The 24,422-nt window shown below is 74.6% G+C and carries 21 protein-coding genes and 1 rRNA gene; 5 read left to right on the forward strand and 17 right to left on the reverse strand.

The features are described from left to right. From ACI8AK_RS21390 to ACI8AK_RS21435, 10 genes are all read right to left on the reverse strand, one after another. Positions 1-1,620: a glycoside hydrolase family 13 protein gene (locus tag ACI8AK_RS21390; RefSeq protein WP_456957916.1), complete on the reverse strand. Its 1,620-nt coding sequence runs from the start codon at positions 1,618-1,620 to the stop codon at positions 1-3. Positions 1,621-1,640: 20 nt separating this feature from the next. After that, positions 1,641-2,963 (reverse strand): ABC transporter ATP-binding protein, encoded by a 1,323-nt coding sequence (locus tag ACI8AK_RS21395; RefSeq protein WP_387993714.1) that lies wholly within the window; start codon positions 2,961-2,963, stop codon positions 1,641-1,643. Positions 2,964-3,011: 48 nt separating this feature from the next. Beyond that, positions 3,012-3,845 (reverse strand): carbohydrate ABC transporter permease, encoded by an 834-nt coding sequence (locus ACI8AK_RS21400; protein ID WP_456957918.1) that lies wholly within the window; start codon positions 3,843-3,845, stop codon positions 3,012-3,014. Beyond that, positions 3,845-4,807, reverse strand: coding sequence for a carbohydrate ABC transporter permease (locus tag ACI8AK_RS21405; RefSeq protein WP_387993719.1), 963 nt, complete (start codon positions 4,805-4,807; stop codon positions 3,845-3,847). The genes ACI8AK_RS21400 and ACI8AK_RS21405 overlap by 1 nt, the downstream gene beginning before the upstream one ends. Next, the gene (locus ACI8AK_RS21410) at positions 4,804-6,057 is read right to left on the reverse strand and encodes an extracellular solute-binding protein (protein ID WP_387993722.1); all 1,254 of its coding nucleotides are present in this window, start codon (positions 6,055-6,057) and stop codon (positions 4,804-4,806) included. The genes ACI8AK_RS21405 and ACI8AK_RS21410 overlap by 4 nt, the downstream gene beginning before the upstream one ends. Before the next feature lie 226 nt (positions 6,058-6,283). Further along, positions 6,284-7,513: a DUF4032 domain-containing protein gene (locus ACI8AK_RS21415; RefSeq protein WP_387993725.1), complete on the reverse strand. Its 1,230-nt coding sequence runs from the start codon at positions 7,511-7,513 to the stop codon at positions 6,284-6,286. A 129-nt stretch (positions 7,514-7,642) separates the two neighbouring features. Continuing rightward, positions 7,643-8,056, reverse strand: a complete 414-nt coding sequence (locus ACI8AK_RS21420) for a helix-turn-helix domain-containing protein (RefSeq protein WP_456904033.1) — start codon at positions 8,054-8,056, stop codon at positions 7,643-7,645. Between the two features lie 148 nt (positions 8,057-8,204). Next, positions 8,205-8,867, reverse strand: coding sequence for a CDP-diacylglycerol--glycerol-3-phosphate 3-phosphatidyltransferase (gene pgsA / locus ACI8AK_RS21425; RefSeq protein ID WP_456957920.1), 663 nt, complete (start codon positions 8,865-8,867; stop codon positions 8,205-8,207). 7 nt (positions 8,868-8,874) lie between these two features. After that, entirely contained in the window at positions 8,875-10,311 is a 1,437-nt protein-coding gene (gene rimO / locus ACI8AK_RS21430; RefSeq protein ID WP_456957922.1) for a 30S ribosomal protein S12 methylthiotransferase RimO, read from the reverse strand. 100 nt (positions 10,312-10,411) lie between these two features. Then, positions 10,412-12,967 carry a DNA translocase FtsK gene (locus ACI8AK_RS21435; protein WP_456957924.1) on the reverse strand — a complete coding sequence of 852 codons (2,556 nt, stop codon included), beginning with the start codon at positions 12,965-12,967 and terminating at the stop codon, positions 10,412-10,414. A 73-nt stretch (positions 12,968-13,040) separates the two neighbouring features. Here ACI8AK_RS21435 and ACI8AK_RS21440 point away from each other — a divergent pair, with 73 nt between their 5' ends. The 3 genes from ACI8AK_RS21440 to ACI8AK_RS21450 are packed head-to-tail and all read left to right on the forward strand — an operon-like array spanning position 13,041 to position 16,247. Next, positions 13,041-14,981, forward strand: coding sequence for a dipeptidyl-peptidase 5 (locus ACI8AK_RS21440; RefSeq protein WP_456957926.1), 1,941 nt, complete (start codon positions 13,041-13,043; stop codon positions 14,979-14,981). Between the two features lie 58 nt (positions 14,982-15,039). After that, positions 15,040-15,567 (forward strand): sigma-70 family RNA polymerase sigma factor, encoded by a 528-nt coding sequence (locus ACI8AK_RS21445; RefSeq protein WP_456904189.1) that lies wholly within the window; start codon positions 15,040-15,042, stop codon positions 15,565-15,567. Continuing rightward, the gene (locus ACI8AK_RS21450) at positions 15,564-16,247 is read left to right on the forward strand and encodes a zf-HC2 domain-containing protein (RefSeq protein WP_387994259.1); all 684 of its coding nucleotides are present in this window, start codon (positions 15,564-15,566) and stop codon (positions 16,245-16,247) included. Before ACI8AK_RS21445 ends, ACI8AK_RS21450 begins: the two co-directional genes overlap by 4 nt. 45 nt (positions 16,248-16,292) lie before the next feature. On the opposite strand, the gene ACI8AK_RS21455 is transcribed toward ACI8AK_RS21450, so the two are convergent. The 6 genes from ACI8AK_RS21455 to ACI8AK_RS21480 form a co-directional block, all read right to left on the reverse strand. Continuing rightward, positions 16,293-17,579, reverse strand: a complete 1,287-nt coding sequence (locus tag ACI8AK_RS21455) for a right-handed parallel beta-helix repeat-containing protein (protein ID WP_456957928.1) — start codon at positions 17,577-17,579, stop codon at positions 16,293-16,295. 90 nt (positions 17,580-17,669) lie between these two features. Further along, positions 17,670-19,376, reverse strand: a complete 1,707-nt coding sequence (locus ACI8AK_RS21460) for a ribonuclease J (RefSeq protein ID WP_387994253.1) — start codon at positions 19,374-19,376, stop codon at positions 17,670-17,672. 25 nt (positions 19,377-19,401) lie between these two features. After that, positions 19,402-20,298, reverse strand: coding sequence for a 4-hydroxy-tetrahydrodipicolinate synthase (dapA, locus tag ACI8AK_RS21465; RefSeq protein ID WP_387994250.1), 897 nt, complete (start codon positions 20,296-20,298; stop codon positions 19,402-19,404). A 10-nt stretch (positions 20,299-20,308) separates the two neighbouring features. Next, a complete protein-coding gene (locus ACI8AK_RS21470; protein ID WP_456957930.1) occupies positions 20,309-20,830 on the reverse strand; it encodes a dihydrofolate reductase in 522 nt (173 codons plus the stop codon). 22 nt (positions 20,831-20,852) lie between these two features. Further along, positions 20,853-21,665 carry a thymidylate synthase gene (locus ACI8AK_RS21475; RefSeq protein WP_456957932.1) on the reverse strand — a complete coding sequence of 271 codons (813 nt, stop codon included), beginning with the start codon at positions 21,663-21,665 and terminating at the stop codon, positions 20,853-20,855. Between the two features lie 11 nt (positions 21,666-21,676). After that, positions 21,677-22,909 (reverse strand): winged helix-turn-helix domain-containing protein, encoded by a 1,233-nt coding sequence (locus tag ACI8AK_RS21480; RefSeq protein WP_456957933.1) that lies wholly within the window; start codon positions 22,907-22,909, stop codon positions 21,677-21,679. 66 nt (positions 22,910-22,975) lie between these two features. Between ACI8AK_RS21480 and ACI8AK_RS21485 the strand changes: the two genes are divergently transcribed. Further along, positions 22,976-23,560 (forward strand): GNAT family N-acetyltransferase, encoded by a 585-nt coding sequence (locus tag ACI8AK_RS21485; protein ID WP_387994241.1) that lies wholly within the window; start codon positions 22,976-22,978, stop codon positions 23,558-23,560. Continuing rightward, positions 23,557-24,222 (forward strand): DUF2461 domain-containing protein, encoded by a 666-nt coding sequence (locus ACI8AK_RS21490; protein ID WP_456957935.1) that lies wholly within the window; start codon positions 23,557-23,559, stop codon positions 24,220-24,222. The genes ACI8AK_RS21485 and ACI8AK_RS21490 overlap by 4 nt, the downstream gene beginning before the upstream one ends. 77 nt (positions 24,223-24,299) lie before the next feature. Here the strand turns inward: ACI8AK_RS21490 and rrf are convergent. Continuing rightward, positions 24,300-24,416 (reverse strand): 5S ribosomal RNA (gene rrf, locus ACI8AK_RS21495). Between the last annotated feature and the right edge of the window lie 6 nt (positions 24,417-24,422).

Raw genomic sequence — 24,422 nt, forward strand, 5'->3', positions numbered from 1 at the left:
CTACCCCGGCGCCAGCCAGGCGGCGGTGTCGGGCGGCAGGTCGCCGCCGGCTCCGGCGCTGGTGAGCAGCACCCGCCCGAGCCCGGACAGCGGGACCGGCTCCGCGGACAGGTTGACCACGCAGCGCAGCGCCGACCCGCGGTCGAAGGCCAGGACGTCGGCGCCGAGGTCCAGCCAGGTCAGCGGCTCCTCGGCCAGGAGCTCGCGGCGCAGCCGCAGGGCCGCCCGGTACAGCGTGAGCGTGGACGACGGGTCGTCCCGCTGGGCCTCGACGGTGAGGTCCCGCCACGCCGCCGGCTGAGGCAGCCACGGGGCGACGCCCTCGGGCGCGAAGCCGAAGGGCGGCCGGTCCCCCGACCACGGCAGGGGCACCCGGCAGCCGTCCCGGCCGCGCGCGGTGTGCCCGGATCGCTCCCAGGTGGGGTCCTGCAGCGCGTCGGCGGGCAGGTCCTCGACCTCGGGTAGGCCGAGTTCCTCCCCCTGGTACAGGTACGCGCCGCCGGGGAGGGCGAGCGTCAGCAGCGCCGCGGCGCGCGCCCGCCGCAGCCCCAGCGCGAGGTCCGCGGGCCCGGCCGCGTCGAAGCCCATGACGGCGGCGCCGCTGTGTGCCCGGCCGAAGCGGGTGACGTGCCGGGTCTCGTCGTGGCTGGACAGCACCCAGGTGGCGGGGGCGCCGACCGGCGCGAGCGCCGCGAGGGTGCCGTCGACCACCGCGCGCAGGGCCGCGGCGTCCCAGGGCGCCTTGAGGTAGTCGAAGTTGAAGGTGGTGTGCAACTCGTCCGGGCGCACGTAGCGGGCCAGCCGCTCGGGCCCGTTGACCACGGCCTCGGAGACGAACAGCCGGTCGCCGTCGTAGGTGTCGCCGATGCGCCGCCAGCGGCGGAAGACCTCGTGCACCTCGTCGACGTCCCAGTGCGGGTTGTCCACCCACTCGGTGCTGGCGAAGACCGCGCCGGGGCCGTGCCCGGCGTCGGGCAGGCCGGGCACCTTGGCCATCGCCGGCGCCGCGTCGACGCGGATCCCGTCCACCCCGCGGTCGAGCCAAAACCGCACGATGCCGTCGAACTCCTCCTGCACGTCCGGCGACGTCCAGTCCAGGTCGGGCTGCTCGGGGGCGAACAGGTGCAGGTACCACTGGCCGTCGGGGACCCGGGTCCACGCCGGCCCGCCGAACGCGCTGATCCAGTCGTTGGGCGGCTCCGTGCCGCCCGCGCGGCCGTCCCGGAAGAAGTAGCGCGCCCGCTCCGGCGCCGCCGGTCCCCCGGCGAGGGCGGCCCGGAACCACGGGTGCTCGGCCGAGGTGTGGTTGGCGACCAGGTCGACGACCACGCGCAGCCCGAGCGCGTGCGCGTCGTCCAGCAGCGCGTCGACGTCGGCCAGGGTGCCGAAGCGCGGGTCGACGTCACGGTAGTCCGCGACGTCGTACCCGCCGTCGGCCATGGGCGAGGGGTACCAGGGGGTGACCCACAGGGCGTCGACGCCGAGGTCGGCCAGGTACGGCAGCCGACCGCGCAGGCCGGGCACGTCGCCCAGCCCGTCCCCGGTCCCGTCCGCGAAGCTGCGCAGGTAGACCTCGTAGACCACCGCCGTCCGCCACCACGGGCGACGGCGGTGGTCCACGAGGAGGGTCCGGTCCTCCCTCAGGCGCCGGCCCGGTGGGCCCCGGACGACCCGGAGGTCCCGGACGGCCCGGTGGTCCCGGAGATGACACTGGAGCCGACGGTCTGCCCGGTGGCCTGCGCGTCCTGCACCTGCTCGACCCTGTCCTCCTCGGCGAGCTGGGTGAGCCGGGCGCCGGCCTCGGCGTCGCGGGTCAGGTTCTCACCCGTCTGCGGGTCGAAGACGTGGATCTTCCGGCTGTCGAGCCAGAACTCCGCGTCCCGGCCCTCGCGGATGCGGCTGGTCGCGTCGATCGACACGATCGCCTGGGTGCGCAGCTCCTCGGAGTCCAGCTCCCGGGACAGGTCGCGCAGCTGGCTGGTGATCGCCTCCGGCGCCTCGTAGGGGATGTAGGCGTACTGCGAGTCCCCGAGCCACTCCGTCACGTCGACGCGGGCGCGGAAGACCGACCCGTACGGCCGCTTGGCCTCGTCGACCAGCGAGGCGTCCTCGAAGTACTCCGGCCGGATGCCGACCAGCAGCAGGTCGCGGCCCCGCACGGCGGCGACGCGGCGCTCGTCGAGCTCCACCGACCCGAACGGCGTCTGCAGCGCGTTGCCCTGCAGCGTCGCCGGGAGGAAGTTCATCGGCGGGGAGCCGATGAACCCCGCGACGAAGAGGTTGACCGGCTGCTCGTAGAGCTCCCGCGGCGAGGCGACCTGCTGGATCTTGCCCTTGCGCAGGACGCAGACCCGGTCGCCGAGGGTCATCGCCTCGGTCTGGTCGTGGGTGACGTAGACGGTCGTGATGCCCAGCCGGCGCTGCAGCCGGCTGATCTCGGTGCGCATCTGGCCGCGCAGCTTGGCGTCGAGGTTGGACAGCGGCTCGTCGAAGAGGAACGCCTCGGCCTGGCGCACGATGGCCCGCCCCATCGCGACGCGCTGCCGCTGACCACCGGAGAGGTTGGCCGGCTTGCGCTCGAGGTGCTCGCGCAGCTCGAGCACCTCGGCGGCCTCGTTCACCCGGCGCCGCACCTCGTCGTCGGGCGTCTTGGACAGCCGCAGCGGGAAGGCGATGTTCTCGAACACCGTCATGTGCGGGTACAGCGCGTAGTTCTGGAAGACCATCGACAGGTTGCGCTCGCGCGGCGCCAGCTCGTTGACGCGCTTGCCGCCGATGAGCATGTCGCCGCTGGTGATGTCCTCGAGCCCGACGATCATCCGCAGCAGCGTCGACTTCCCGCAGCCGGACGGGCCGACCAGGATCATGAACTCGCCGTCCGCGATGTCCAGGCTGACGTCGTTCACGGCCGGATAGCCGTCCCCGTACTGCTTGACGATGTTCTTCATCTCGATGGAGGCCATCAGATCTCGTCCCCTCGATGGGTCGGCGGGATGGGGGGCACGGCCGGGTCAGCCCTTGACCGCACCGTTGGTGAGACCGGCGACGATGCGCCGCTGGAACAGGAGCACCAGGACGACGACGGGGATGGTGACGATCACCGCCGCCGCGGCGATGGCGCCCGTGGGGTCCTGGAACTGGGTCGCGCCGGAGAACAGGCCGAGCGCGGCCGGGACGGGGCGGGCGGCGTTCGTCGAGGTGAGCGAGATGCCGTACGCGAAGTCGTTCCAGGCGATGAAGAAGGCGATGATGGCCGTGGTGAACACCCCGGGTGCGGCGAGCGGGACGATCACCTTGCGGAACGCCTGCCAGGTGGTCGCGCCGTCGACCTGGGCCGCCTGCTCCATCTCCCAGGGGATCTCCCGGAAGAACGCCGACATGGTCCAGATGGAGATCGGCAGGGTCAGCGACAGGTAGGGGATGATCAGGCCGGGCCAGGTGTCGTACAGCCCGATCTGCCGCCACAGGTTGAACAGCGGCGTGACGATCGAGATCACCGGGAAGATCGCCACGGCCAGCGCGGTGCCGAGGATGAGCCGCTTGCCCGGGAAGTCCAGCCGGGCGATCGCGTAGGCGGCGAACATCGACAGGAGGCACGAGATGAACGTCGCGATCAGGCAGATCCCGAACGAGTTGCGCAGCGCCGGCAGGAACAGGTCACTCCCCGAGCCGGTGAGGATCGTCGAGTAGTTCTCCCACGTCCAGGCCGACGGCAGGAACGACTTGTTCGCGAGGTCCGCCGTCGTCTTGAACGACAGCGAGACGATCCAGGCGATCGGGAACAGGCAGTAGACGACGATCAGGGCGCCGCCGATCCACCACCAGGTCTTCTCCTTGGTCGACATCAGCGCTCCCCTCGTGCCTGGGCCAGGTCGACCCGGAATCCCTTGATGAAGCTGAAGGCGATGAGCACCACCGACAGGAAGAGCAGCACGGAGACGGCCGAGCCGAGGCCGATCTCCACCCGGGAGATCGTCTGCCGGTAGGCGAGGAACGAGACCGACTCGGTGTTGTTCGCGCCGGCGGTCATGATGAAGATGCTGTCGAAGATCCGGAACGCGTCCAGGGTCCGGAACAGCAGCGCCACCATGATGGCGGCCTTCATGTTGGGGATGGTGACCCGCCACATCCGCTGCCACCAGGTGGCGCCGTCGACCTTGGCCGCCTCCTGCAGCACCTCCGGGACCTGGGCCAGGCCCGCCAGGAGCAGCAGCGAGATGAACGGGGTCGTCTTCCAGATCTCGGCCAGGCAGATCACGAACAGCGAGGAGCCCTGGCCGCCGAACCAGTCGGTGGTGTCGCTGACGCCCGGGAGCCAGGCGAACCAGCTGTTGACGAAGCCGGTGTTGATCCGGAAGGCGAACGCCCAGGCGTAGGCCGACACGACCGTGATCACCGCGTAGGGGATCAGGATGGCGGCCCGGACCACCGGGCGGATCGACGAGAGGGCCTTGGCCATCACCAGGGCCAGGGCGAAGCCGAGCACCAGCTCGACGGCCACCGTGACCACCGTGATGATCACGGTGACGAGGATGGACTGCCACCACACGCCGTCGGTGAGGATCACCCAGTAGTTGCCGAGGCCGTCGAAGGACCGGTTCTCGGGGTCGGTGAGCCGGTAGTTGAACAGCGAGTAGTAGACCGCCTGGATGATCGGGTACGCGGTCACCAGCAGCATGACCACGAAGGCCGGGCCGGCCAGGATCCAGCCGAGCTTGCGCTCGGCCCGGGACCGGTCGCTGATCGTGCCGCGGGGCGCCGAGACGGGTTGGGTCTTCTCGACCGGCGGCAGCGTCGTCTGACTCATAGCAGCTGCTCCCCTGACAGGATGGCCTGGGTGAGGGTCTCCGTGCGCTCACCGGTCTGGTCGTCGACCGAGCCCGGCGGGTGGAACTCGCGGAGGAAGGACCCCAGGACCTCGCTGTAGTAGGCCGTGAGCGGGCGGGACGCCGCCAGCTCCAGGGACTCGCGGATGGTGTCGGCCATCGGGTAGGCCTCCTGCACCTCGGGGTCGTCGTAGACCGCGACCGACGACGCCGGGTTGCCGTTGGTCACCATGTACTCGGCCTGGTTCTCGTCCTGGACGATGCAGGTGACCGCCTCGTAGGCGAGGTCGGGGTACCGGCTGAACGCCGACACGGCGATGTCGATCCCGCCGAGGGGCGGCGCGCTCGGCGTGCCCTCGTCGACGGCGGGGTACAGCGCCCAGCCGTAGTCGTCGGGCACCGACTGGTCCAGCGTCCCGGCCTCGACCTTGCTGAGGGCCTGGGCGTAGACGAACGGCCAGTTGACCATGAAGCCGGCGTCGGCGCTCTCGAACTCGCTCGCGTTGGTGTCCTCGTTGGACGTGGTGAAGCCGGCGCCGACCGCGGAGGAGTTGGCGACGGCGGCCATCACCTCGGCGGCGCGGTCGGCCTCGGGGGTGGCGAGACCGAACTCGATGCTCTCGGGGCTGTCCCCGCTCTCGACGATGTACTGGCCACCGGCGGACTCCAGGAGCGCGTTGAACCACACCATCAGGGACTCCGACCGCCGCCCCTGGGCGCTGAGGAGCTTGTCCTGGCCCTCCGCGGCCTCGATCAGCTGGTCCCAGGTCACCGGCTGGGTCATGTCGAGACCCGCGGCCTCGGCCACCGACTTCCGGTACCAGAGGAGCTGGGTGTTGGACCAGAAGGGGACCGCGACGAGCTCGCCGTCCCACGTGGCGGAGTCCACCGCACCCTGGAACACGCCCTCGGTGACCTCCTGCGCGACGTCCTCCGGGACGGGGGCCAGGAAGCCCGCCTGGGCGAACTCCGGCGGGAAGACGACGTCGAGGCTCATGAGGTCGATCGACCTGTCCTCGGCCGCCAGCCGGCGGACCAGCTGCTCGCGCTGGGCGGGCGAGTCACGGGGGAGCTGGGACACCTCGATCTGGTAGGCCCCGTTCGACTCCTCGGAGCAGCGCTCGGCGATCGTCGCCTGGCCGCCGGAGTCGGGGTTGATGTACCAGGTCAGGGTCGGGGTCGCACTGTCTCCCCCGCCGCCACCGCAGGCGGCCAGCGTGGACGCGACCACGGCGGCGGTGGCCGCGCTGCCCAGTGCACGGCGCCGTCTGCGCCGGCTCCGGGGTGGCCGGTCCGCTCCGGTCTCCGGGATCCGTCCTCCTGCGATGGACAAGACTCATCGCCTCCGTTTCGGCGAGCACCGACGATCACCGCGTGCTCGTACCGTGGCCCTGATCACAGGAGCGCGCAACCCGGCCGTTAACCGGCCGTGACCTGCGGGAGGGGCGGGGTCCGCCTCAGGTCCGGCGGGCGATGACCGACGGCGTGGTGATCTCCTCGGGGGTCCGGGAGAGGACGTTGTCGATGTAGGACCGCGTGGCCTTCGTCGCCCCGACGTCGCGGCCGGCCTGCTCGGACAGGAACCACCGGTGCTCGAGCACCTCGTGGAACACCTCGGCCGGCGCCAGGCGCCCGGCGAGCTCCTTCGGGACCGCGTCGACGACCGGCTGGTACACCTCGGTCAGCCAGCGGGTGCTGGCCTCGGCCTGCGGCACCGGCCGGCCCGTCCTCTGCTCGAGGTAGGCGCGGTAGGAGCGCAGGTCGTTGAGCAGCCGGCGGGCCTGGTTCTCCTGCACCTCCAGGCCGGTGAGCCGGAACAGCTCCCGCCGGTGCTGGCCCGGGGAGGAGACCCGCGTCTCGACCCGGAGCCGGGCGCCCTCGTCGGAGGTGACGAGCTCGACCTCGCCGACGTCGAACCCGAGGTCGTTGAGCCGTCGCAGCCGCTCGGCCACCCGGTAGCGCTGCTCGTCGGGGTGGAAGACCTCCTCGCGCGTGACCTCGTCCCACAGCCGTTCGTAGCGGAGGGGCAGGCTCTCGGCCACCTCGATGGGGTCCACGCCCTCGGGCAGGAGCTCGCCGAACTGCAGGTCCAGCAGCTCCGCGCCGACCCGCTCGCGCGCGAGGTCGAGGTCGTAGTGGCGCTGGCCGCGGGACAGCTGCGGGTGCCGCTCGGCGGTCTCGGCGTCGACCAGGTGCGCGGCCAGCGCCCCGGCGTCCAGCCGGAACAGGGTGTTGGACAGCGAGCAGTCACCCCAGAAGACGCCGGCCAGGTGCAGCCGCACGAGCAGCACCACCATGGTGTCCATGAGCTGGTCCACCGACTGCCGGGCGCTGGGCCGCGAGAACAGGTAGCGGTAGGACATCGAGTACTCGAGGTACCGGGTCACCAGGATCGCGTCCTGGCCGCCGGGCCGGTCCACGCAGACGCCGAGCACCGAGACCGCCGGCAGGCCCTCCTCCTCGAACTCGCCGAGCAGCGCGTACTCGTGCCGCGCCAGCGGCTCGGCGATCTCCTTGAGGGCGAAGACCTGCCCCTGCTCGGCGACGAAGCGGACGACGTGCCGGGAGATGCCGCGCTGCGGGACCTCGAGCAGCAGGTCCGGGTCCCACTCCTCCAGCGGCTGGTGCCAGGGCAGGGAGAGCAGCCGGGCACCCTCGGTCCCCGGTGGCCGGAACAGGTACCGCACGGCGACCTCCGTCTGTGCCCGGAGCAGCCGACCGCCCGGCGGTGGGCGGTCCCCCCGTGGTCACCCTGCCACGCCCGGCGGCGCGACGCCCGGCACCACGGCGGGGCGGCTCACCCCCGCCGTGGGCGGCTACGCGGCGAGCGAGACGGCCCGCAGCCCGGCGCGGGCCGGCGCCCCGGCGCCGACCAGCGCGAGCGCGGGCTCGGCAGCGGGCGCGGCCTCGGCGGCGGGCGCCGACGCGGCGGCCGGCTCGTCCGCGGCCTCCCCGGCGGGGGCGGTGCCGGTGGGCGCCAGCGGGCGGACGCGGGTGTCGGCACCCCGCAGGCCGGAGCTGACCTCGGCGAGCAGGTCGGCGAGCTCGACGTCGAGGGCGTCGCAGATGGAGGCGAGCAGCTCGGAGGAGGCCTCCTTCTGCCCGCGCTCCACCTCGGAGAGGTAGCCCAGGCTCACCCGGGCGGCACCGGAGACGTCACGCAGCGTGCGCCGCTGCTGCAGCCGGTGACCGCGCAGGGTCCGCCCGAGCTGGGTGCGCAGCAGCGTCATGGCCGTCTCCTGTCTGGCAGAGGGAAGAGCGGCGGCACCCCCGGGTGCCGTGCGCCCACGGTACGCGGCCCGCCCACCCGGGACCGAGCCGGCGCGGACGCGTCCGCTCATGGCGTAACACCGCAGGCGGGCGCGGCCTTCCCGGCGACTACGCCGCGGTGTCGGTGACCGAGCCGGTGGGCCCGGCGGCACGCCGCGCGGCGGCGGCGCCCACGGCCCGGGCACTGGAGCGGCGCAGGGTGAGCGCCCGGTAGACGTAGTCGAGGCCCGTGACCAGCGTGAGCGCGACCGCGGCCGCCATGACCCACCAGCGGGCGCTGGCCAGCGCTCCGGTCAGCGGCAGGGTGTACAGCCCGATGGCCAGGGCCTGGACGACGGTCTTGGCCTTGCCGCCGCGGCTGGCGGCGATGACGCCGTGCCGGATGACCCAGAACCGCAGCAGGGTCACGCCGACCTCGCGGACGAGGATGGTCAGCGTCACCCACCAGGGCAGCAGCCCGAGCACCGACAGCCCGACCAGCGCGGTCCCGGTGAGCGCCTTGTCCGCGATCGGGTCGGCGAGCTTGCCGAACTCGGTCACCTGGCCGGTTCGGCGCGCGATGAGCCCGTCGTAGCGGTCGGTGATGATCGCCAGCGCGAAGAACACCGTCGCCCACACGCGGCGGTCGTCGTCCATGCCGCCGTCGGACAGCAGCAGGACGGCGAACACCGGCACCAGGGCCAGCCGGAGGACGGTGAGCGCGTTCGGCAGGTTGACCAGCCTGGCCGACTGCGGCGGGGTCGCCGCCGGGTCCGGCAGGACGGCGCTCACCGCGCGGTCACCGCCCGGCCGGGAGGGCGGCGGGCTCGAGGGCGGCCGCGACCAGGTCGACGCCCTCGGTGCCGACCACCTCGGCCGTGAGCAGCTGCCCGGGCCGGGCGTCGGCGGGGACGCGGGTCACCGTGGTCGTGCCGTCGGCGTCGGGGTCCTGGTGCGCGGCGTGGCCGGCCCAGACGCCCGGCCCCTCCTCCGCGGACAGGTCCTCGGTGAGCAGCACCTCGACGCGCTCGCCGACGCGGTCCTCGGCGCGCTGGGCGGTGAGCTCCTCGACCAGGTCGGTGATCCGCCGGACGCGGGCGTCGATCTCGGCGCGGCCGAGCTTGCCCGGCAGGCCGATCGCCTCGGTGCCCTCCTCGTCGGAGTAGCCGAAGACCCCGACGGCGTCGAGGCGGCCCTCGGTGAGGAAGCGCTCGAGCTCGGCGACGTCGTCCTCGGTCTCCCCCGGGAAGCCGAGGATGACGTTGGTGCGGAACCCGGCCGTGGGCGCCAGCGACCGGGCGCGCTCGATCAGGGCGAGGAAGTCGTCGGTGCCGCCGAACCGGCGCATCCGGCGCAGCAGGCCGGGCGAGGAGTGCTGGAACGACAGGTCGAAGTAGGGCGCGACGCCGTCGGTCGCGGCGATGACCTCGAGCAGGCCCGGGCGCAGCTCGGCCGGCTGCAGGTAGGCCACCCGCACCCGGGCGATCCCCTCGACCGCGGCCAGCTGCGGCAGCAGCCGCTCCAGCGAGCGCAGGTCGCCGAGGTCCTTGCCGTAGGAGGTGGAATTCTCGCTGACCAGCACCAGCTCGGTCACGCCCTGCTCGGCCAGCCAGCGGGCCTCGCCGAGGACCTCGGCCGGGGGCCGGGAGACGAACGAGCCGCGGAAGGTCGGGATGGCGCAGAAGGCGCACCGCCGGTCGCAGCCGGAGGCGAGCTTGAGCGCGGCGGAGGGGCCGGAGGCCAGCCGGCGGCGCTGCACCCAGCCGTGGCCGGGGATGGCCGGGGCCTCCGCGGAGGCGGCCGCGGCGGTGCGGGTGACCGGGCTGATCGGCAGGAGCGTGCGGCGGTCGCGCGGCGAGTGCGGGACCAGCGGCCGGCCGGCGAGGACGTCGTCGAGCCGGTCGCCGATCGCGGCGTAGTCGTCGAAGCCGAGGACGGTGGCCTCGGGCAGCGCCTCGGCCAGCTCGGAGCCGTAGCGCTCGGCCATGCACCCGACGGCGACCACCTCGGCGCCGCTGTCGGTGGCCGCGAGGACGGCGTCGACCGAGTCCTTCTTCGCCGACTCGATGAACCCGCAGGTGTTGACCAGGACGGCGTCGGCGCCCTCGGGGTCCTCGACCAGTCGGTAGCCGTCGGCGGCCAGGCGGCCGGCCAGCTCCTCCGAGTCGACCTCGTTGCGGGCGCAGCCGAGGGTCACCACCGCCACCGTGCGGGCAGGGCTGGGCGGAGCTGTCACCGGCCCATCGTAGTCGAAGGACCCTCCTGGCCCCCACGGCTCACGGGGACGCCGCGGGCCCCTGCTGGAGGGGCGCCGCACGCCGCCTCGGCCGCGGCGCTCACGCCTCGGTGGGCAGGGTCCCGCCACGCAGCGTGAACAGGACCGACTCCAGCTCGTCGGGCTTGACCAGCACGTCGCGGGCCTTGGAGCCCTCGGACGGGCCGACGACGCCCCGGGTCTCCATGAGGTCCATGAGCCGGCCGGCCTTGGCGAAGCCGACCCGCAGCTTGCGCTGCAGCATCGACGTCGAGCCGAACTGGCTCGTGACGACGAGGTCGACCGCCTGGCACAGGAGGTCCAGGTCCCCGCCGATGTCCTCGTCGATCTCCTTCTTCTCGCCCTGCGCGGCGCTGAAGACCTCCTCGCGGTACTCCGGCTCGGCCTGGCGCTTGGTGAACTCGACGACCGCCTCGATCTCGGCGTCGGACACGTAGGCGCCCTGCACGCGGATCGGCTTGCCGGCGCCGATCGGCAGGAACAGGGCGTCGCCCATGCCGATCAGCTTCTCCGCGCCGGGCTGGTCGAGGATGACCCGGCTGTCGGTGAGGCTGGAGGTGGAGAACGCCAGCCGCGAGGGCACATTGGCCTTGATGAGGCCGGTGACGACGTCGACGGAGGGCCGCTGGGTGGCGAGCAGGAGGTGGATGCCGGCCGCGCGCGCCTTCTGGGTGATGCGGACGATCGACTCCTCGACGTCGCGCGGGGCGACCATCATGAGGTCGGCGAGCTCGTCGACGATCGCGAGGATGTAGGGGTAGGGCCGGTAGACCCGCTCGCTGCCGGGCGGCGCCACGATCTCGCCGCGCTCGACCTTGCGGTTGAAGTCGTCGATGTGCCGGACGCCGGACGCCCGCATGTCCTGGTAGCGCTGCTCCATCTCCTCGACCAGCCAGGCCAGCGCGGTGGCCGCCTTCTTCGGGTCGGTGATGATCGGCGTGATCAGGTGCGGGATGCCGTCGTAGGGCGTGAGCTCGACCATCTTCGGGTCGACCAGGATCATCCGCAGCTGGTCGGGCGTGGCCCGCAGCAGCAGCGACACCAGCACCGAGTTGACGCAGCTGGACTTGCCGGAGCCGGTGGCGCCGGCGACCAGCAGGTGCGGCATCTTCGCGAGGTTGGCGCAGACGAAGCCGCCCTCGATGTCCTTGCCCAGGCCCACGAGCATCGGGTGCGGGTCCTGCTTGGCCACGTTCGAGCGCATGACGTCGCCGAGGCTGACGGTCTCGCGGTCGGTGTTGGGCACCTCGACGCCGACCGCGGACTTGCCCGGGATCGGGGCGAGGATGCGGATGTTGTCATTGGCGACCGCGTACGCGAGGTTCTTGGTCAGCGCGGTGATCTTCTCGACCTTGACCGCGGGGCCGAGCTCGATCTCGTAGCGGGTGACCGTCGGGCCGCGGGTGAAGCTGGTGACGGCGGCGTCGACGTTGAACTGCTCGAGGACGCCGGTGATCGCCTCGATGGCGGCGTCGTTGGCCTGGGAGCGGGCCCGCGGCGGCGTGCCCGGGCGCAGCGAGTTGATCGAGGGCAGCACGTAGTCGCCCTCGACCGGCTCGATGACCAGCTGCTGGGGCTCCTCGACCGGCGGGAGCTCCTCCGGCGGCGCCGTCCGGTCGACGACGGCGGGCCGCCGGCCCGGGGCGGGCGCCGGCTCGGGGGCGGGCTCGTGCCGGACGGCCTCCCGCACGTCCGCGGTCGGCACGTGATCGATCGGGCCCGTGGTGGTGAGGTCGGGCGAGTCGCCCTCGGCGAGCGCCTCGGCCAGCGCCGCGCGCTTGGAGCGGCGCGGCTTGACCGGCTCGGCCGGCTCCTCCTCGGCCCAGTCCTCGTCGTAGCCGTCCTCGTCCCACTCCTCGTCGCCGCCCCGGCCGACGAGCTCGCGCAGCCGCTCGGGCACCTGGTGCAGGGGGGTCCCGGTGAGCACCAGGAGCGCGAAGACGGCGAGCAGGGAGAGCAGGACGACGGCGACGACGGCGCCGAGCCCCGCGGTCAGCGGCGTCCCGACCGCCCAGCCGACCAGGCCGCCCGAGCCGGGCTCGCCGGCCATCGGGTCGGCGGGGGTGCCGACGACGGACGCGATGCCGAGCACCGCGAGCGTGGCGCACACCCAGCCGATGGCCAGCCGGCCGCGGGCCTCCGGACGCGGGGCGCGGCGCAGCAGCCGCAGCGCGACGAGGAACAGCAGCGCCGGCAGCACCACGAGCAGGGAGCCGACGATCCAGCGGACGCCGTCGGCGAGGCCGGCGCCCACGGGGCCGATGCCGTCGAACCACGCGGCGGCGCCGAGGACGACGGCGAGCCCGAGGACGGCGAGGCCGGCCCCGTCGCGGCGGTGCTCGGGGGCCAGCGGCTCGGCCTCCTCCGGGCGGGCGATCGAGCGGGCCAGCCCACCGGCGCCGCGGGCGAGCAGGGACCAGGCACCCGCGGCCGCCCGGAACGCGCCCGCCGCCGCGCCCGGCCCCTGCTTGGGGGCGGGTCTGCGGGCGGGCGGCTTGCGGTTGCCGTTGCGGGCGGGCGTGCGCGAGGCCGGCCGCTTGCCGGAGGCCGTCGACCCGGACCGGCCCTTCGGGGCCGAGCCGGCCGGCCGGCGCGAGGGCGTGGTGCGGGCAGGCATGTGTCGACGGTAGCCGCCGGCCGGCGTCCTCCCAGGAAGGCGCGTGCTCGTGTCCCCGGCCTACGGTCGCTGCATGCCGACCTCCTCCCCCGTGCCGTACGGCAGCTGGCCGACCCCGATCACCTCGGCACTCGTCGTCCGCGCGGCGGCGCGCCTCGGCGAGGTCGCCGTCGACGGCGACGACGTCTGGTGGTCCGAGTCACGCCCCGGCGAGGGCGGCCGGTCGGCGCTGGTCCGGCGCTCGGCCGACGGCACCACGACCGACGCCCTCCCCTCCCCCTGGAACGCCCGCACCCGGGTGCACGAGTACGGCGGGGCGGCGTGGACGGTCGCGGGCGGCACGCTGTGGTTCACCCACTTCGACGACCAGCGGCTGTACCGGCTGTCCCCCGGCGACGACGGCCCGGTCGCCGTCACGCCCGAGCCGGACCTGCCGGCCGGGGTGCGGTACGCCGACCTGACCCCGGACGCCGGTGGCGCGCTGCTCGCCGTCCGCGAGACGCACGCCGCCTCCGGCGCCGCGGCCGACGTCGTCGACGAGGTGGTGCGGCTGGCGCCGGACGGCACCGCCGAGGTGCTGGTCAGCGGGCCGGACTTCGTCTCCGACCCCCGGCCCGGCCCGGGCGGGCAGCTGGCCTGGCTGCAGTGGGACCACCCGGACATGCCCTGGGACGCCGCGCAGCTGGTCGTCCGCGCCGCCGACGGCACCGAGACCGTGGTCGCGGGCGGCCCGGGCGAGTCGGCGGTGCAGCCCACCTGGGCCGACGACGGCACCCTGTGGTTCTGCTGCGACCGGACCGACGTGTGGTCGCTGTGGCGGTGGCGGCCGGGCGGCGGGGCGGAGCTGGTCCTCGACACCGGCACCGAGATCGCCGGGCCGCAGTGGGTCTTCGGCGCCCGCCGGTTCGTCCTGCTGCCCGGCGGCCGGGTGGTCGCCGCGGCCGGCGGCGAGGGCGGGGACCGGCTGGTCGTCGTCGAGGCCGACGGGACCACGCGGGAGGTGCCGCTGCCCGGGTGGACCGCCCTGCGGTACCTCACCGCGCTCGGCGACGGCGTCGTCTGCGTGGCCGGCAGCCCGGCGAGCGAGCCGGTCGTGCTGCGCGCGGACCTCTCCGGGCGCAGCGAGGTCCTGCGCCCGGCGCGCGACCTCGGGCTGGACCCGGCGTGGTCCTCCGCGCCGGAGCACCTGACCTTCCCGACCGAGGAGCGCGGCACCGGCATCGCCGAGGCGCACGCCGCGGTCTACCCGCCGGCGAACCCGGAGGCCCGCGCGCCCGAGGGGGACCTGCCGCCGCTGATCGTGATGGTGCACGGCGGCCCGACGTCGGCCCACCCGCGCGTGCTGGACCTGGAGATCCAGTACTTCACCTCGCGCGGCTTCTGCGTCGCGCACGTCGACTACCGCGGCTCCACCGGCTACGGCCGCCGCTACCGCGACGCGCTGCAGGGCCGGTGGGGCGTCGTCGACCTCGACGACGTCGTCGCCTGCGCGCAGCACCTCGCCGACGCCGGCCGGGTGGACCCCGCCCGCATGGCCATCCGCGGCGGCTCGGCCGGCGGCTACACGACGCTGGCCGCGCTCACCCTGCGGCCGGGCGTCTTCACCGCCGGCGCCAGCCACTTCGGCGTGGCCGACCTGGGCGCCCTGGCCTCGGACACCCACAAGTTCGAGTCCCGCTACCTCGACGGGCTGGTCGCGCCGTGGCCCGAGGGCGCCGACGTGTACGCCGAGCGCTCACCCATCACGCAGGTCGACGCGCTGGACACCCCGCTGGCGGTGTTCCAGGGCGCCGAGGACCGCGTCGTCCCGCCGGAGCAGGCCGAGGTGATGGTCGCGGCGCTGCGGGAGAAGGGCGTGCCGCACGCCTACCTGCTGTTCGACGGCGAGCAGCACGGCTTCCGGCGTGCGGAGAACATCCGCGCCGCCCTCGACGGGGAGCTGTCCTTCTACGCGCAGGTCTGGGGCTTCACGCTGCCGGAGGAGGGGATCGCGCCGGTGACCGTCGTCCGGTGAACCGCCGCGGCCCGGCGTGCGTACGTCCTCGGGACGGGGGACCCGGGAGGAGGCGCGGATGGCCAGGCGGGCACCGGCGGCACCGCTGGACGTGCGGGCGGCCTACGCCGCCCACGGCGCCGAGCTCTACCGCTTCGCGCTGCGCCAGCTCGGCGACGGCGGCGCGGCGCAGGACGTCGTCCAGGAGGTGTTCCTCCGCGCCTGGCGCGCCTCCGGCTCGTTCGACCCGCAGCTGGCGAGCCTGCGCACGTGGCTGTTCGCCATCGCCCGCAACGCGGTGGTCGACGAGGCCCGCCGGTTCGCCGTCCGGCCGTGGCAGCGGCAGCTGACCGACGACGCGGCGTCCGACGCGCCGCCCGTGGCTGCCGCCGACGAGGCGCTGGTGGACGCCTGGGTGGTCGAGGAGGCGCTGCGCCGGATCAGCGAGGAGCACCGGACGGCGATCGTGCAGACGCACCTGCGCGGCCGGCCGCACGCAGAGGTGGCCGCTGAGCTCGGCGTGCCGGTCGGGACCGTCCGCAGCCGGGTGTTCTACGGGCTCAAGGCCTTGCGCCTGGCCCTCGACGAGATGGGGGTCGAGCCGTGAGCGGTCCGCGCGGGGACGAGCACCGGGAGCTGCGCGAGCTGCTCGGCGCCTACGCGCTGGGTGCCCTCGGGCCGGCCGAGCGCGACCGCGTGCGCGCCCACCTCGACGGATGTCCCGGCTGCCGCGCCGAGCTCGCCGAGATCGCGCCGCTGGCCGCGCGGCTGGCCCGCGTCGACCCCGACGCGCTCGACGCCACCCCCACTCCCCCGCCGGACCTCGGCGCCCGCGTGCTCGGCCGGATCGCCGAGGAGGAACGGCGGCGGGTGCTCCCGCTGCGGCGGGCGGGGACGCGCCGACGGGTGCTGGCGGCCACGGCGGTGGCCGGGGTGGCCGCGGCCGGTGGCGCCGTCGGCTGGCTGGTGCGGCCGGTGCCCGACCCGCCCCCGCTCGAGCCGGTCGCGGTCCAGGCCGTGGCTCCCGGCGTGCAGGCGCGCGCGGACCTGGTGCCGCACACCTGGGGCGTGGAGGTGAAGCTGACCGGTACCGGGTTCGAGGACGGCGAGGTCTACCGCGTCGCGGTCACCGACGACGCCGGGCGCGAGGTGCCCGCAGGGGAGTTCCTCGGCGTCGGCGGAGTCGAGCTGCGCTGCAACCTCAACTCCTCGGTGCTGCGCGCCGACGCCGTCGGCTTCGAGGTGGTCGACGCCGACGGCGACGTGGTGGTCCGCTCCGACTTCTGAGGGAGAGGGGGCGCCGACCCCCGTGCCCGACGCCCCCTCCCCGGATCAGGCCTCGCCGGGGACGGTGCGCCCGTCGACGGTGAAGCCGGTGCCGGCGCCGTCCTGGAACACGTCCGGGCCGGTGGGCGCGGTGTTGGCGCGGATGGTCGTGTGGGTGACGGTCATGGTCCCGGCCGCGGAGTTCCACAGCCCCCCGCCCTCGGTCGCGGCGGTGTTGCCGGTGACCGTGCCGCGGTCCACGCGGACGGTGCCGGGGCCGGTCAGGTGCAGGCCGCCGCCGTTGCCCGGGCTCGCGCCCGTGGTGTTGCCGGTGAGCTCGGTCCGCTCCAGTGTCGTGGTACCGGTGTCGGCCTCGACGCCGCCGCCGGCCCGACGCGCGCTGTTGCCCGCGACCACCGAGCGGGTGACGGTCAGCGTGCCGCTGTCGTTGAGCAGCCCGCCACCGGAGCCCGAGGCGCCGTCGGCGACGTTGCCGCGGACCTCGGTGCGGTCGACCGTCAGCGACCCGCCGTCGTTGAACAGCCCGCCGCCGCCGTTGTCGGCCGCTGGGCCGGCGGCGCGGTTGCCGGTGACGGTGCTGCGCTCGACCGTCATGGTCCCGGCCGCGGAGTTCCACAACCCGCCGCCCTCCGCCGCGGCGGTGTTGCCGGTGACCGTGCTGCGGTCGACGTGCACGGTGCCGGCGCCGGTCAGGTGCAGACCGCCGCCGTTGCCCGGGCCCGCGCCCGTGGTGTTGTGCGACAGCGTCGAGCGGGTGACGGTCGTCGCCGACCCGGCGACCGCCTCGATGCCGCCGCCGGCGCGGGCGGCGGTGTTGCCGGTGACGGTGCTGCGGTCGAGGACGAGGGTCCCGGCGTTGAGGACGCCGCCGCCGGAGGCGCCGCCGGAGGCGCCCGGCGCGCCGGGGGCCACGCCGCCGGTGACGGTGGTGCCCCGCAGCGTCAGCGAGCCGCCGGGCCGGACGTCGAACACCCGGTCCAGGCCGGCTGCGTCGACGGTGGCACCGCGCCCCTCGACGACGAGCCGGCCGGTGACGTCGAGGTCGCCGGCGGCCGCGGTGTCGTCCTGGCCGGACAGCGCGAGGCGGTACGTGCGGTCGGACAGCACGATCGTGCCCGAGCCGGCGGCGTTGGCCGCCTGCACCGCGGCGCGCAGGGAGCCGGGGCTCCCGTCGGCGGTGGTCGTGACGCCGCTCCCGCCGGAGGAGCCCGGGCCGCCGCTCCCGCCGGAGGAGCCCGGGCCGCCGGCCGCGGCCGGGGTCGCGGTGAGCAGCAGCAGGGCGAACGCCGACGCGCCGGCCGCGGTGCCGGCGCGCAGGGTCGTGGGTCGCATGGCAGTCCCCTCGGTCCGCGGCGCCCGCCAGCCGGGCGCCGCTCACGAGGGGGTACGGCCGCGGCCGCCGCCCCGTTCAGACCGCCGGGATCACACCTCGAGGACGGTCGGGATGATCATCGGGCGGCGGCGGTGGGTGTCGGACACCCACTTGCCGACCGTCCGGCGGATCGTCTGCGACAGCCGGTGGGCGTCGCGCTGACCGTCGGCGAGGTCCCGCTTGAGGTTGTCCTCGACCAGGTGCAGCACCTCGTCGAAGGCACTCGGGTCGTCGGAGAAGCCGCGGGTGGACAGGTGCACCGGCCGGACGATCGTGCCCGTCGAGGGCTCGATCACCACGGTGAGCGCCACGAAGCCCTCGTCGCCGAGGATGCGCCGCTCCTGCAGCGACTCCTCGCCGACGTCGCCCACGTTGAGCCCGTCGACGTAGACGTTGCCCACCGGCACCGACCCGGTGATCGAGGCCTTGCCGTCGACCAGGTCCACCACCACGCCGTCCTCGGCGAGGATGACCCGGTCGGTGGTCATGCCGGTCTCCTCGGCCAGCGCGGCGTGCGCCCGCAGGTGCCGCCACTCCCCGTGCACCGGCATGAGGTAGCGCGGCTTGGCGACGTTGAGCAGCGTCCGCAGCTCGCCGGCGGGGGCGTGCCCGGAGACGTGCACGCGGGCGGTCTCCTTGTGCACGACGGTGGCGCCGAGCCGGGCCAGCCCGTTGATGACCTTGTAGACGGCGGTCTCGTTGCCGGGCACCAGCGAGGAGGCGAGCACGATGGTGTCGCCGGCCTCGATGGTGACCTGGTGGTGCTCGCCGCGGGCCATGCGCCCGAGCGCGGACAGCGGCTCGCCCTGCGAGCCGGTGCTGATGAGCACCACCTGCTCCGGCGGCATGCTCGTCGCCTCGTCCAGGCTCACCATCAGCCCCGGCGCGACCCGCAGCAGGCCGAGGTCCCGGGCGACGCCCATGTTGCGGACCATCGAGCGGCCGACCAGGGCGACCTTGCGGCCGTGCATCTCGGCGGCGTCGAGCACCTGCTGGATGCGGTGCACGTGGCTGGCGAAGCTGGAGACGATCAGCCGCTGGGTGGCGCGGCGGAAGACGTCCTCGAGCACCGGCCCGATCGACCGCTCGGAGGTGACGAACCCGGGGATCTCGGCGTTGGTGGAGTCGGCCAGCAGCAGGTCGATGCCCTCGAGGCCCAGCCGGGCGAAGGCGCCGAGGTCGGTGAGGACGCCGTCGAGCGGGAGCTGGTCCATCTTGAAGTCGCCGGTGTGCACCAGCACGCCCGCGGGCGTGTGCACGGCGACGGCCAGCGCGTCGGGGATCGAGTGGTTGACCGCGATGAACTCGCAGTGGAACGGCCCGGCGACGTGGTCGTCGCCCGCCGCGACCTCGACCAGCGTCGGCACCAGCCGGTGCTCGCGCAGCTTGGCCGCCACCAGGGCGAGGGTGAACCGCGAGCCGACCAGCGGGATGTCCCCGCGCAGCCGCAGCAGGTAGGGGATCGCGCCGATGTGGTCCTCGTGCCCGTGGGTGAGGACGACGGCGACGACGTCGTCGAGGCGGTGCTCGATGACCCCGAAGTCGGGGAGGATCAGGTCGACGCCGGGCTGCTCGGCCTCGGGGAAGAGCACCCCGCAGTCGATGACCAGCAGCTTCCCGTCGAACTCGACCACGGCCATGTTGCGGCCGATCTCGCCGAGCCCGCCCAGCGCGATGACCCGCAGGCCGCCGGCGGGCAGCGGGGGCGGCGTCTTGAGGTCCAGGTGCGGCTGACCGGCGGTGCCGGCGGTGCTCACGGTCACGGGGTGGCGCTCACAGGGCTCACAGGGGGATGCCTCCGTCGGCGAGGTCGGCGCGCAGCTGCGCGATCTGCTCGGGCGTGGCGTCGACGAGCGGGGGGCGCACGGGGCCGGCGGGCAGCCCCAGCTCGCGCAGCGCCGCCTTCACCATGATGACGCCCTGGGTGCGGAAGATGCCGGTGTACAGCGGCAGCAGGGTCTCGTTGACCTCGCGCGCCTTGGCCAGGTCGCCGGACTCGACCGCGGCGATGAGCTCGGCGAGCCGGGGGCCGGCCAGGTGGCCGACCACGCTCACCACGCCGACGGCGCCGAGGGCCAGCATCGGCAGGTTGACCATGTCCTCGCCGCAGTAGTAGGCGAGGTCGGTGCGGGCCAGCGTCCAGGCGAGCGCGCCGAAGTCGCCCTTGGCGTCCTTCACCGCGACGATGCGCGGGTGCTCGGCGGCGCGGACCAGCGTCTCCACCTCGATCGGCACGACCGAGCGGGGCGGGATGTCGTAGAGCATCACCGGCAGGTCGGTGGAGTCGGCGACCGCGGTGAAGTGGCGCAGCAGCCCGGCCTGCGGCGGCTTGTTGTAGTACGGGGTGACGACGAGCAGGCCGTCCGCCCCCAGCCGCTCGGCCCGGCGCGCGTTCTCGATGGTGTGCGCGGTGTCGTTGGTGCCCACGCCCGCGACCACGGAGGCGCGGTCGCCCACCGCGTCGATGACCGCCTCGAGGACGGCGTGCTGCTCGCCGTCGCTGAGCGTGGGAGCCTCCCCGGTGGTGCCGAGGACGACGAGGCCGTCGTGGGCCTGCCGGTCGACCAGGTGCGCGGCCAGCTCCTGGGCCCCGGCGAGGTCGATCGAGCCGTCCTCCGCGAGCGGGGTGACCATCGCCGTGACGACGCGTCCGAACGGCCGGGCGGGGTCGGTGGTCATGCGGAGGAATCTACCGACCGGCCGCGGGCGTCCCGGTCCCGGCAGCGTCCCGGCGGAACTCGGAGACGGCGTACCGCAGGCCCGTCGCCGAGGTGGCCCACCCCTCCTCCGGCGTGCGGGACACGCGCCGCCAGCCGTCGTCGAGGACGGGGGCGCGGGTGTCGCCGTCGACGGCCAGGTCGACGTCCGTGACGACCAGCCGGTGCGCGTGCGGGAGGAACGCCGCGTAGACGGCCGCGCCGCCGATCACCCAGCAGTCCGGGTGCGCGGCCAGCACGCCGGCGACCGAGCCGGCCCGCCGCGCGCCGTCGGCGGTCCAGTCCGGGTCGGTGGTGAGGACGACGTTGACCCGGCCCGGCAGCGGCCGGTTGCGCGCGGGCAACGACTCCCAGGTGCGCCGCCCCATGACGACGGTGCCGCCGCCGGTCAGGCGCTTGAACAGCCGCAGGTCCTCGGGCAGGTGCCAGGGCAGGGTGCCACCGGCGCCGATGACCCGGCCGTGGGCCTGCGCCCAGATGCAGGCTATGCCCATCGGCGCCGAGTCCTGCGCACGGTCACACGGCCACGGCGGCGCGGATGGCCGGGTGCGGGTCGTAGCCGTGCAGGGTGAACGACTCGAAGGTGTGCTCGAACAGCGACGGCGCCGGGGCGATCTCCAGCGTCGGGAACGGCCGTGCCTCGCGGGAGAGCTGCTCGCGGACCTGCTCGACGTGGTTGCTGTAGACGTGGCAGTCGCCGCCGACCCAGATGAACTCGCCCGGCTCCAGCCCGACCTGCGCGGCGACCATGCGGGTCAGCAGCGCGTAGCTGGCGATGTTGAACGGGACGCCGAGGAACATGTCGGCGCTGCGCTGGTAGAGCTGGCAGGACAGCCGGCCGTCGTGGACGGCGAACTGGAACAGCGCGTGGCAGGGGGCCAGCGCCATCTCCGGCAGCGCGGCGACGTTCCACGCCGACACGACCATGCGCCGGGAGTCGGGGTCCTTGCGGAGCGTGTCGAGGACGCCCTGGATCTGGTCGACCGTGCCGCCGTCGGGGGTGGGCCAGGAGCGCCACTGGACGCCGTAGACCGGACCGAGGTCGCCGTTCGCGTCGGCCCACTCGTCCCAGATGGTGACGCCGTGCTCCTGCAGCCAGCGGACGTTGCCGTCGCCGCGCAGGAACCACAGCAGCTCGACCGCCACCGACCGGAAGTGCACCTTCTTCGTCGTGACGAGCGGGAACGCCGTCGACAGGTCGTAGCGCAGCCGCTCGCCGAAGGTGCTGACCGTGCCGGTCCCGGTGCGGTCGGACTTCGGCGTGCCGGTCTCGAGGATCCGCCGCAGGAGGTCCTCGTACTGCGTGTCCACCGGTCCGTTGCTCACCACGGGCGTCGAGCCTAGGCGACCACGGTGCGCGGGGCGGGCAGCGCGGAGGTGAGGTCGGCCGCGAGGTCCCCGCGGTCGGCCACGGCGACGTCGTCGAGCTCCAGCCAGTCCGCCATCAGCCGCAGCTCCTCCGCCAGCGCGGCGGCGACCTCCGCGCGGTCGACGCCGTCCTCGGCGTGGGTGGCCTGCGCCCGCAGGACGCCGGCCCGGCGGTCGGCCTTGAGGTCGACCCGCGCCACCAGGCGGTCCCCGAGCAGGAACGGCAGGACGTAGTAGCCGTGCACCCGCTGCGCGGCGGGCGTGTAGATCTCCAGCCGGTAGCGGAAGCCGAAGATGCGCTCGACCCGCGGCCGCTCCCACACCAGCGAGTCGAACGGCGACAGCAGCGCGCGGGCGCGGATCCACCGCGGCCGGCGGGCGGCCGGGTCCAGCCAGGCGGGCGCGCCCCACCCGGCCACCTCGACCGGCAGCAGCTCCCCCGCGTCGGCGAGCTCGGCGATCGCCTGCCGCGCCTGCGCCGACTTCAGCCGGAAGTAGTCGCGCAGGTCCCGCTCGGTGGCCACACCGAGCGCGCGGGCGGCGTTGCGCACCAGCTCGCGGACGGCGTCGGCGGGGTCCGGCGTCGGCGTCTGCAGGACGGCGGCGGGCAGGACCCGCTCGGTGAGGTCGTAGACCCGCTCGAACGACGTCGTGCGCGCCCGCGCCGTGAGCACGCCGGTGTAGAAGAGCCACTCGAGGGCGACCTTGCCGGCGTGCCAGTTCCACATCTGCCCGGGCCGGTCCGGGCGGGGCTCGTCGAGGTCGCTGGCCTTGGTGGGACCGCCCTCCCGCACCCGGTCGAGCACCTCGGCCACGTAGCCGGGCCGCTCGCGCTGGATGCGCACCATCGAGCCCCAGGCGTGCTCCTCGGCGGCGGCCATGCGCCAGCGCAGGTAGGGGTGCAGCCGGACCGGGAGGAAGGACGCCTCGTGCGCCCAGAACTCGAACAGCTCGTGCCGGCGGGCGGTGAAGTCGTCGAGGACCGCCCGGCGGTAGGCGCCCAGCCGGCTGAACGCCGGCAGGTAGTGCGACCGGGACAGCACGTTGACCGAGTCGATCTGCACGACGCCGAGCCGGTCGACCATCCGCCGCAACTGCCGGCTGTCGACCACCCCGGTGGGACGCGGGTCGGCGAAGCCCTGCGCGGCCAGCGCGATGCGCCGGGCGAGGGCGGCGGGCAGCCGGTCGGCGACGGAGGCGGGCACGCCGCCGATCCTGCCGTGCACCGGTGACGGTCCGCCGCCGCGCTCCCCCGACCTAGGCTGCCCGGCGTGGACCCCCGCCCGGCCTTCCCGCGCCTGACCGGCACCGCGGACGTGTCCGTGCGCCCCGCCGTCGCCGCGGACGCCGCCGAGGTGGCGCGCGTGCAGGGCGACACCTGGCGCACCGCCTACGCCGACGTCCTGCCCCCTGCCGCGCTCGAGGGCTGGGACGCCGCGGCCGCCGAGGCGGCCTGGCGCGCGGCGATCACCGCCCCGCCCACCGCGGCGCACGGGGTGCTGGTCGCCCTCGACGACGGCCGGGTGGTCGGGTTCGCCGCGTTCGGTCCCGCCGAACTGTCCGACGGCGAGCAGCCGCACCCGGCCGGTCCGACGACCGAGCTCGCGGTCCTCCTGGTGGAGCCGCGGTGGGGACGGCGTGGGCACGGGAGCCGGCTGCTCGCCGCGGTGGCCGACCTGGCCGCCGGCACCGGTGCGGCGCGGCTGACCGCCTGGGTGCCCGAGGCCGACCGGGTCACGGCCGGCTTCCTCGAGTCGGCCGGGTGGGACCGGGACGGCCGGGCGCGCACCCTCGACGCCGCCGGGGTCCCGCTGCGCGAGGTCCGCTGGCACACCCTCCTGGGAGGAGACGCATGACGTTCCAGGGCTTCCCCGACGAGGGCCTGGTGTTCTACGAGGGCCTGGAGGCGGACAACTCCAAGACCTACTGGACGCGGCACCGCGCCGTGTACGACGCCTGTGTCAAGGCGCCCATGCAGGCCCTCGTCGACGAGCTGGCCGCCGAGTTCGGCCCGGCGAAGCTCTTCCGCCCCTACCGGGACGTCCGCTTCGGCAACGACAAGACGCCGTACAAGACGCACCAGGGCGCCGTCGCCAACCCGGAGGGCCGCGGCGCGGGTGCCTGGTACGTCGAGATCTCCGCCGAGGGCCTGCGGGTGGCCGGCGGCGCCTGGCGGCTGGAGTCCGACCAGGTCGAGCGCTACCGCCGCGCCGTCGCGGACGACGTCCAGGGCCCGCGGCTCCGGGACGAGGTGGGTCGCCTGGCCGCCGCTGGCTGGTCCGTCGACGGCGACCGGCTCACCCGGGTGCCCAGGGGCTACGACCTGGGCGACGACGCCCGCGCGGACCTGCTGCGGCACCGGTCCCTGCACGCCGGCCGGCTCTTCGATTTCGCCGAGTGGCTGCACGGGCGTGAGGCCCTCGAGCAGGTCCGCACCGCCTGGCGGGACCTGGTGGCTCTCAACGCCTGGCTGGCGGACAACGTCGGCGCGACGACGAAGGAGATCCGTCGGCGCTGATCGGCCGTCCGTTGCCGTTCTGACGAAATGCCGGAAGGGCCCCGCACCGGGTGGTGCGGGGCCCTTCCTGAATGGTTGTCCGGCGGCGTCCTACTCTCCCACCCCGTCTCCGGGGCAGTACCATCGGCGCTGAGAGGCTTAGCTTCCGGGTTCGGAATGGATCCGGGCGTTTCCCTCTCGCCATGGCCGCCGTAACACTG

Source organism: Geodermatophilus sp. SYSU D00867 (genome assembly GCF_054050315.1).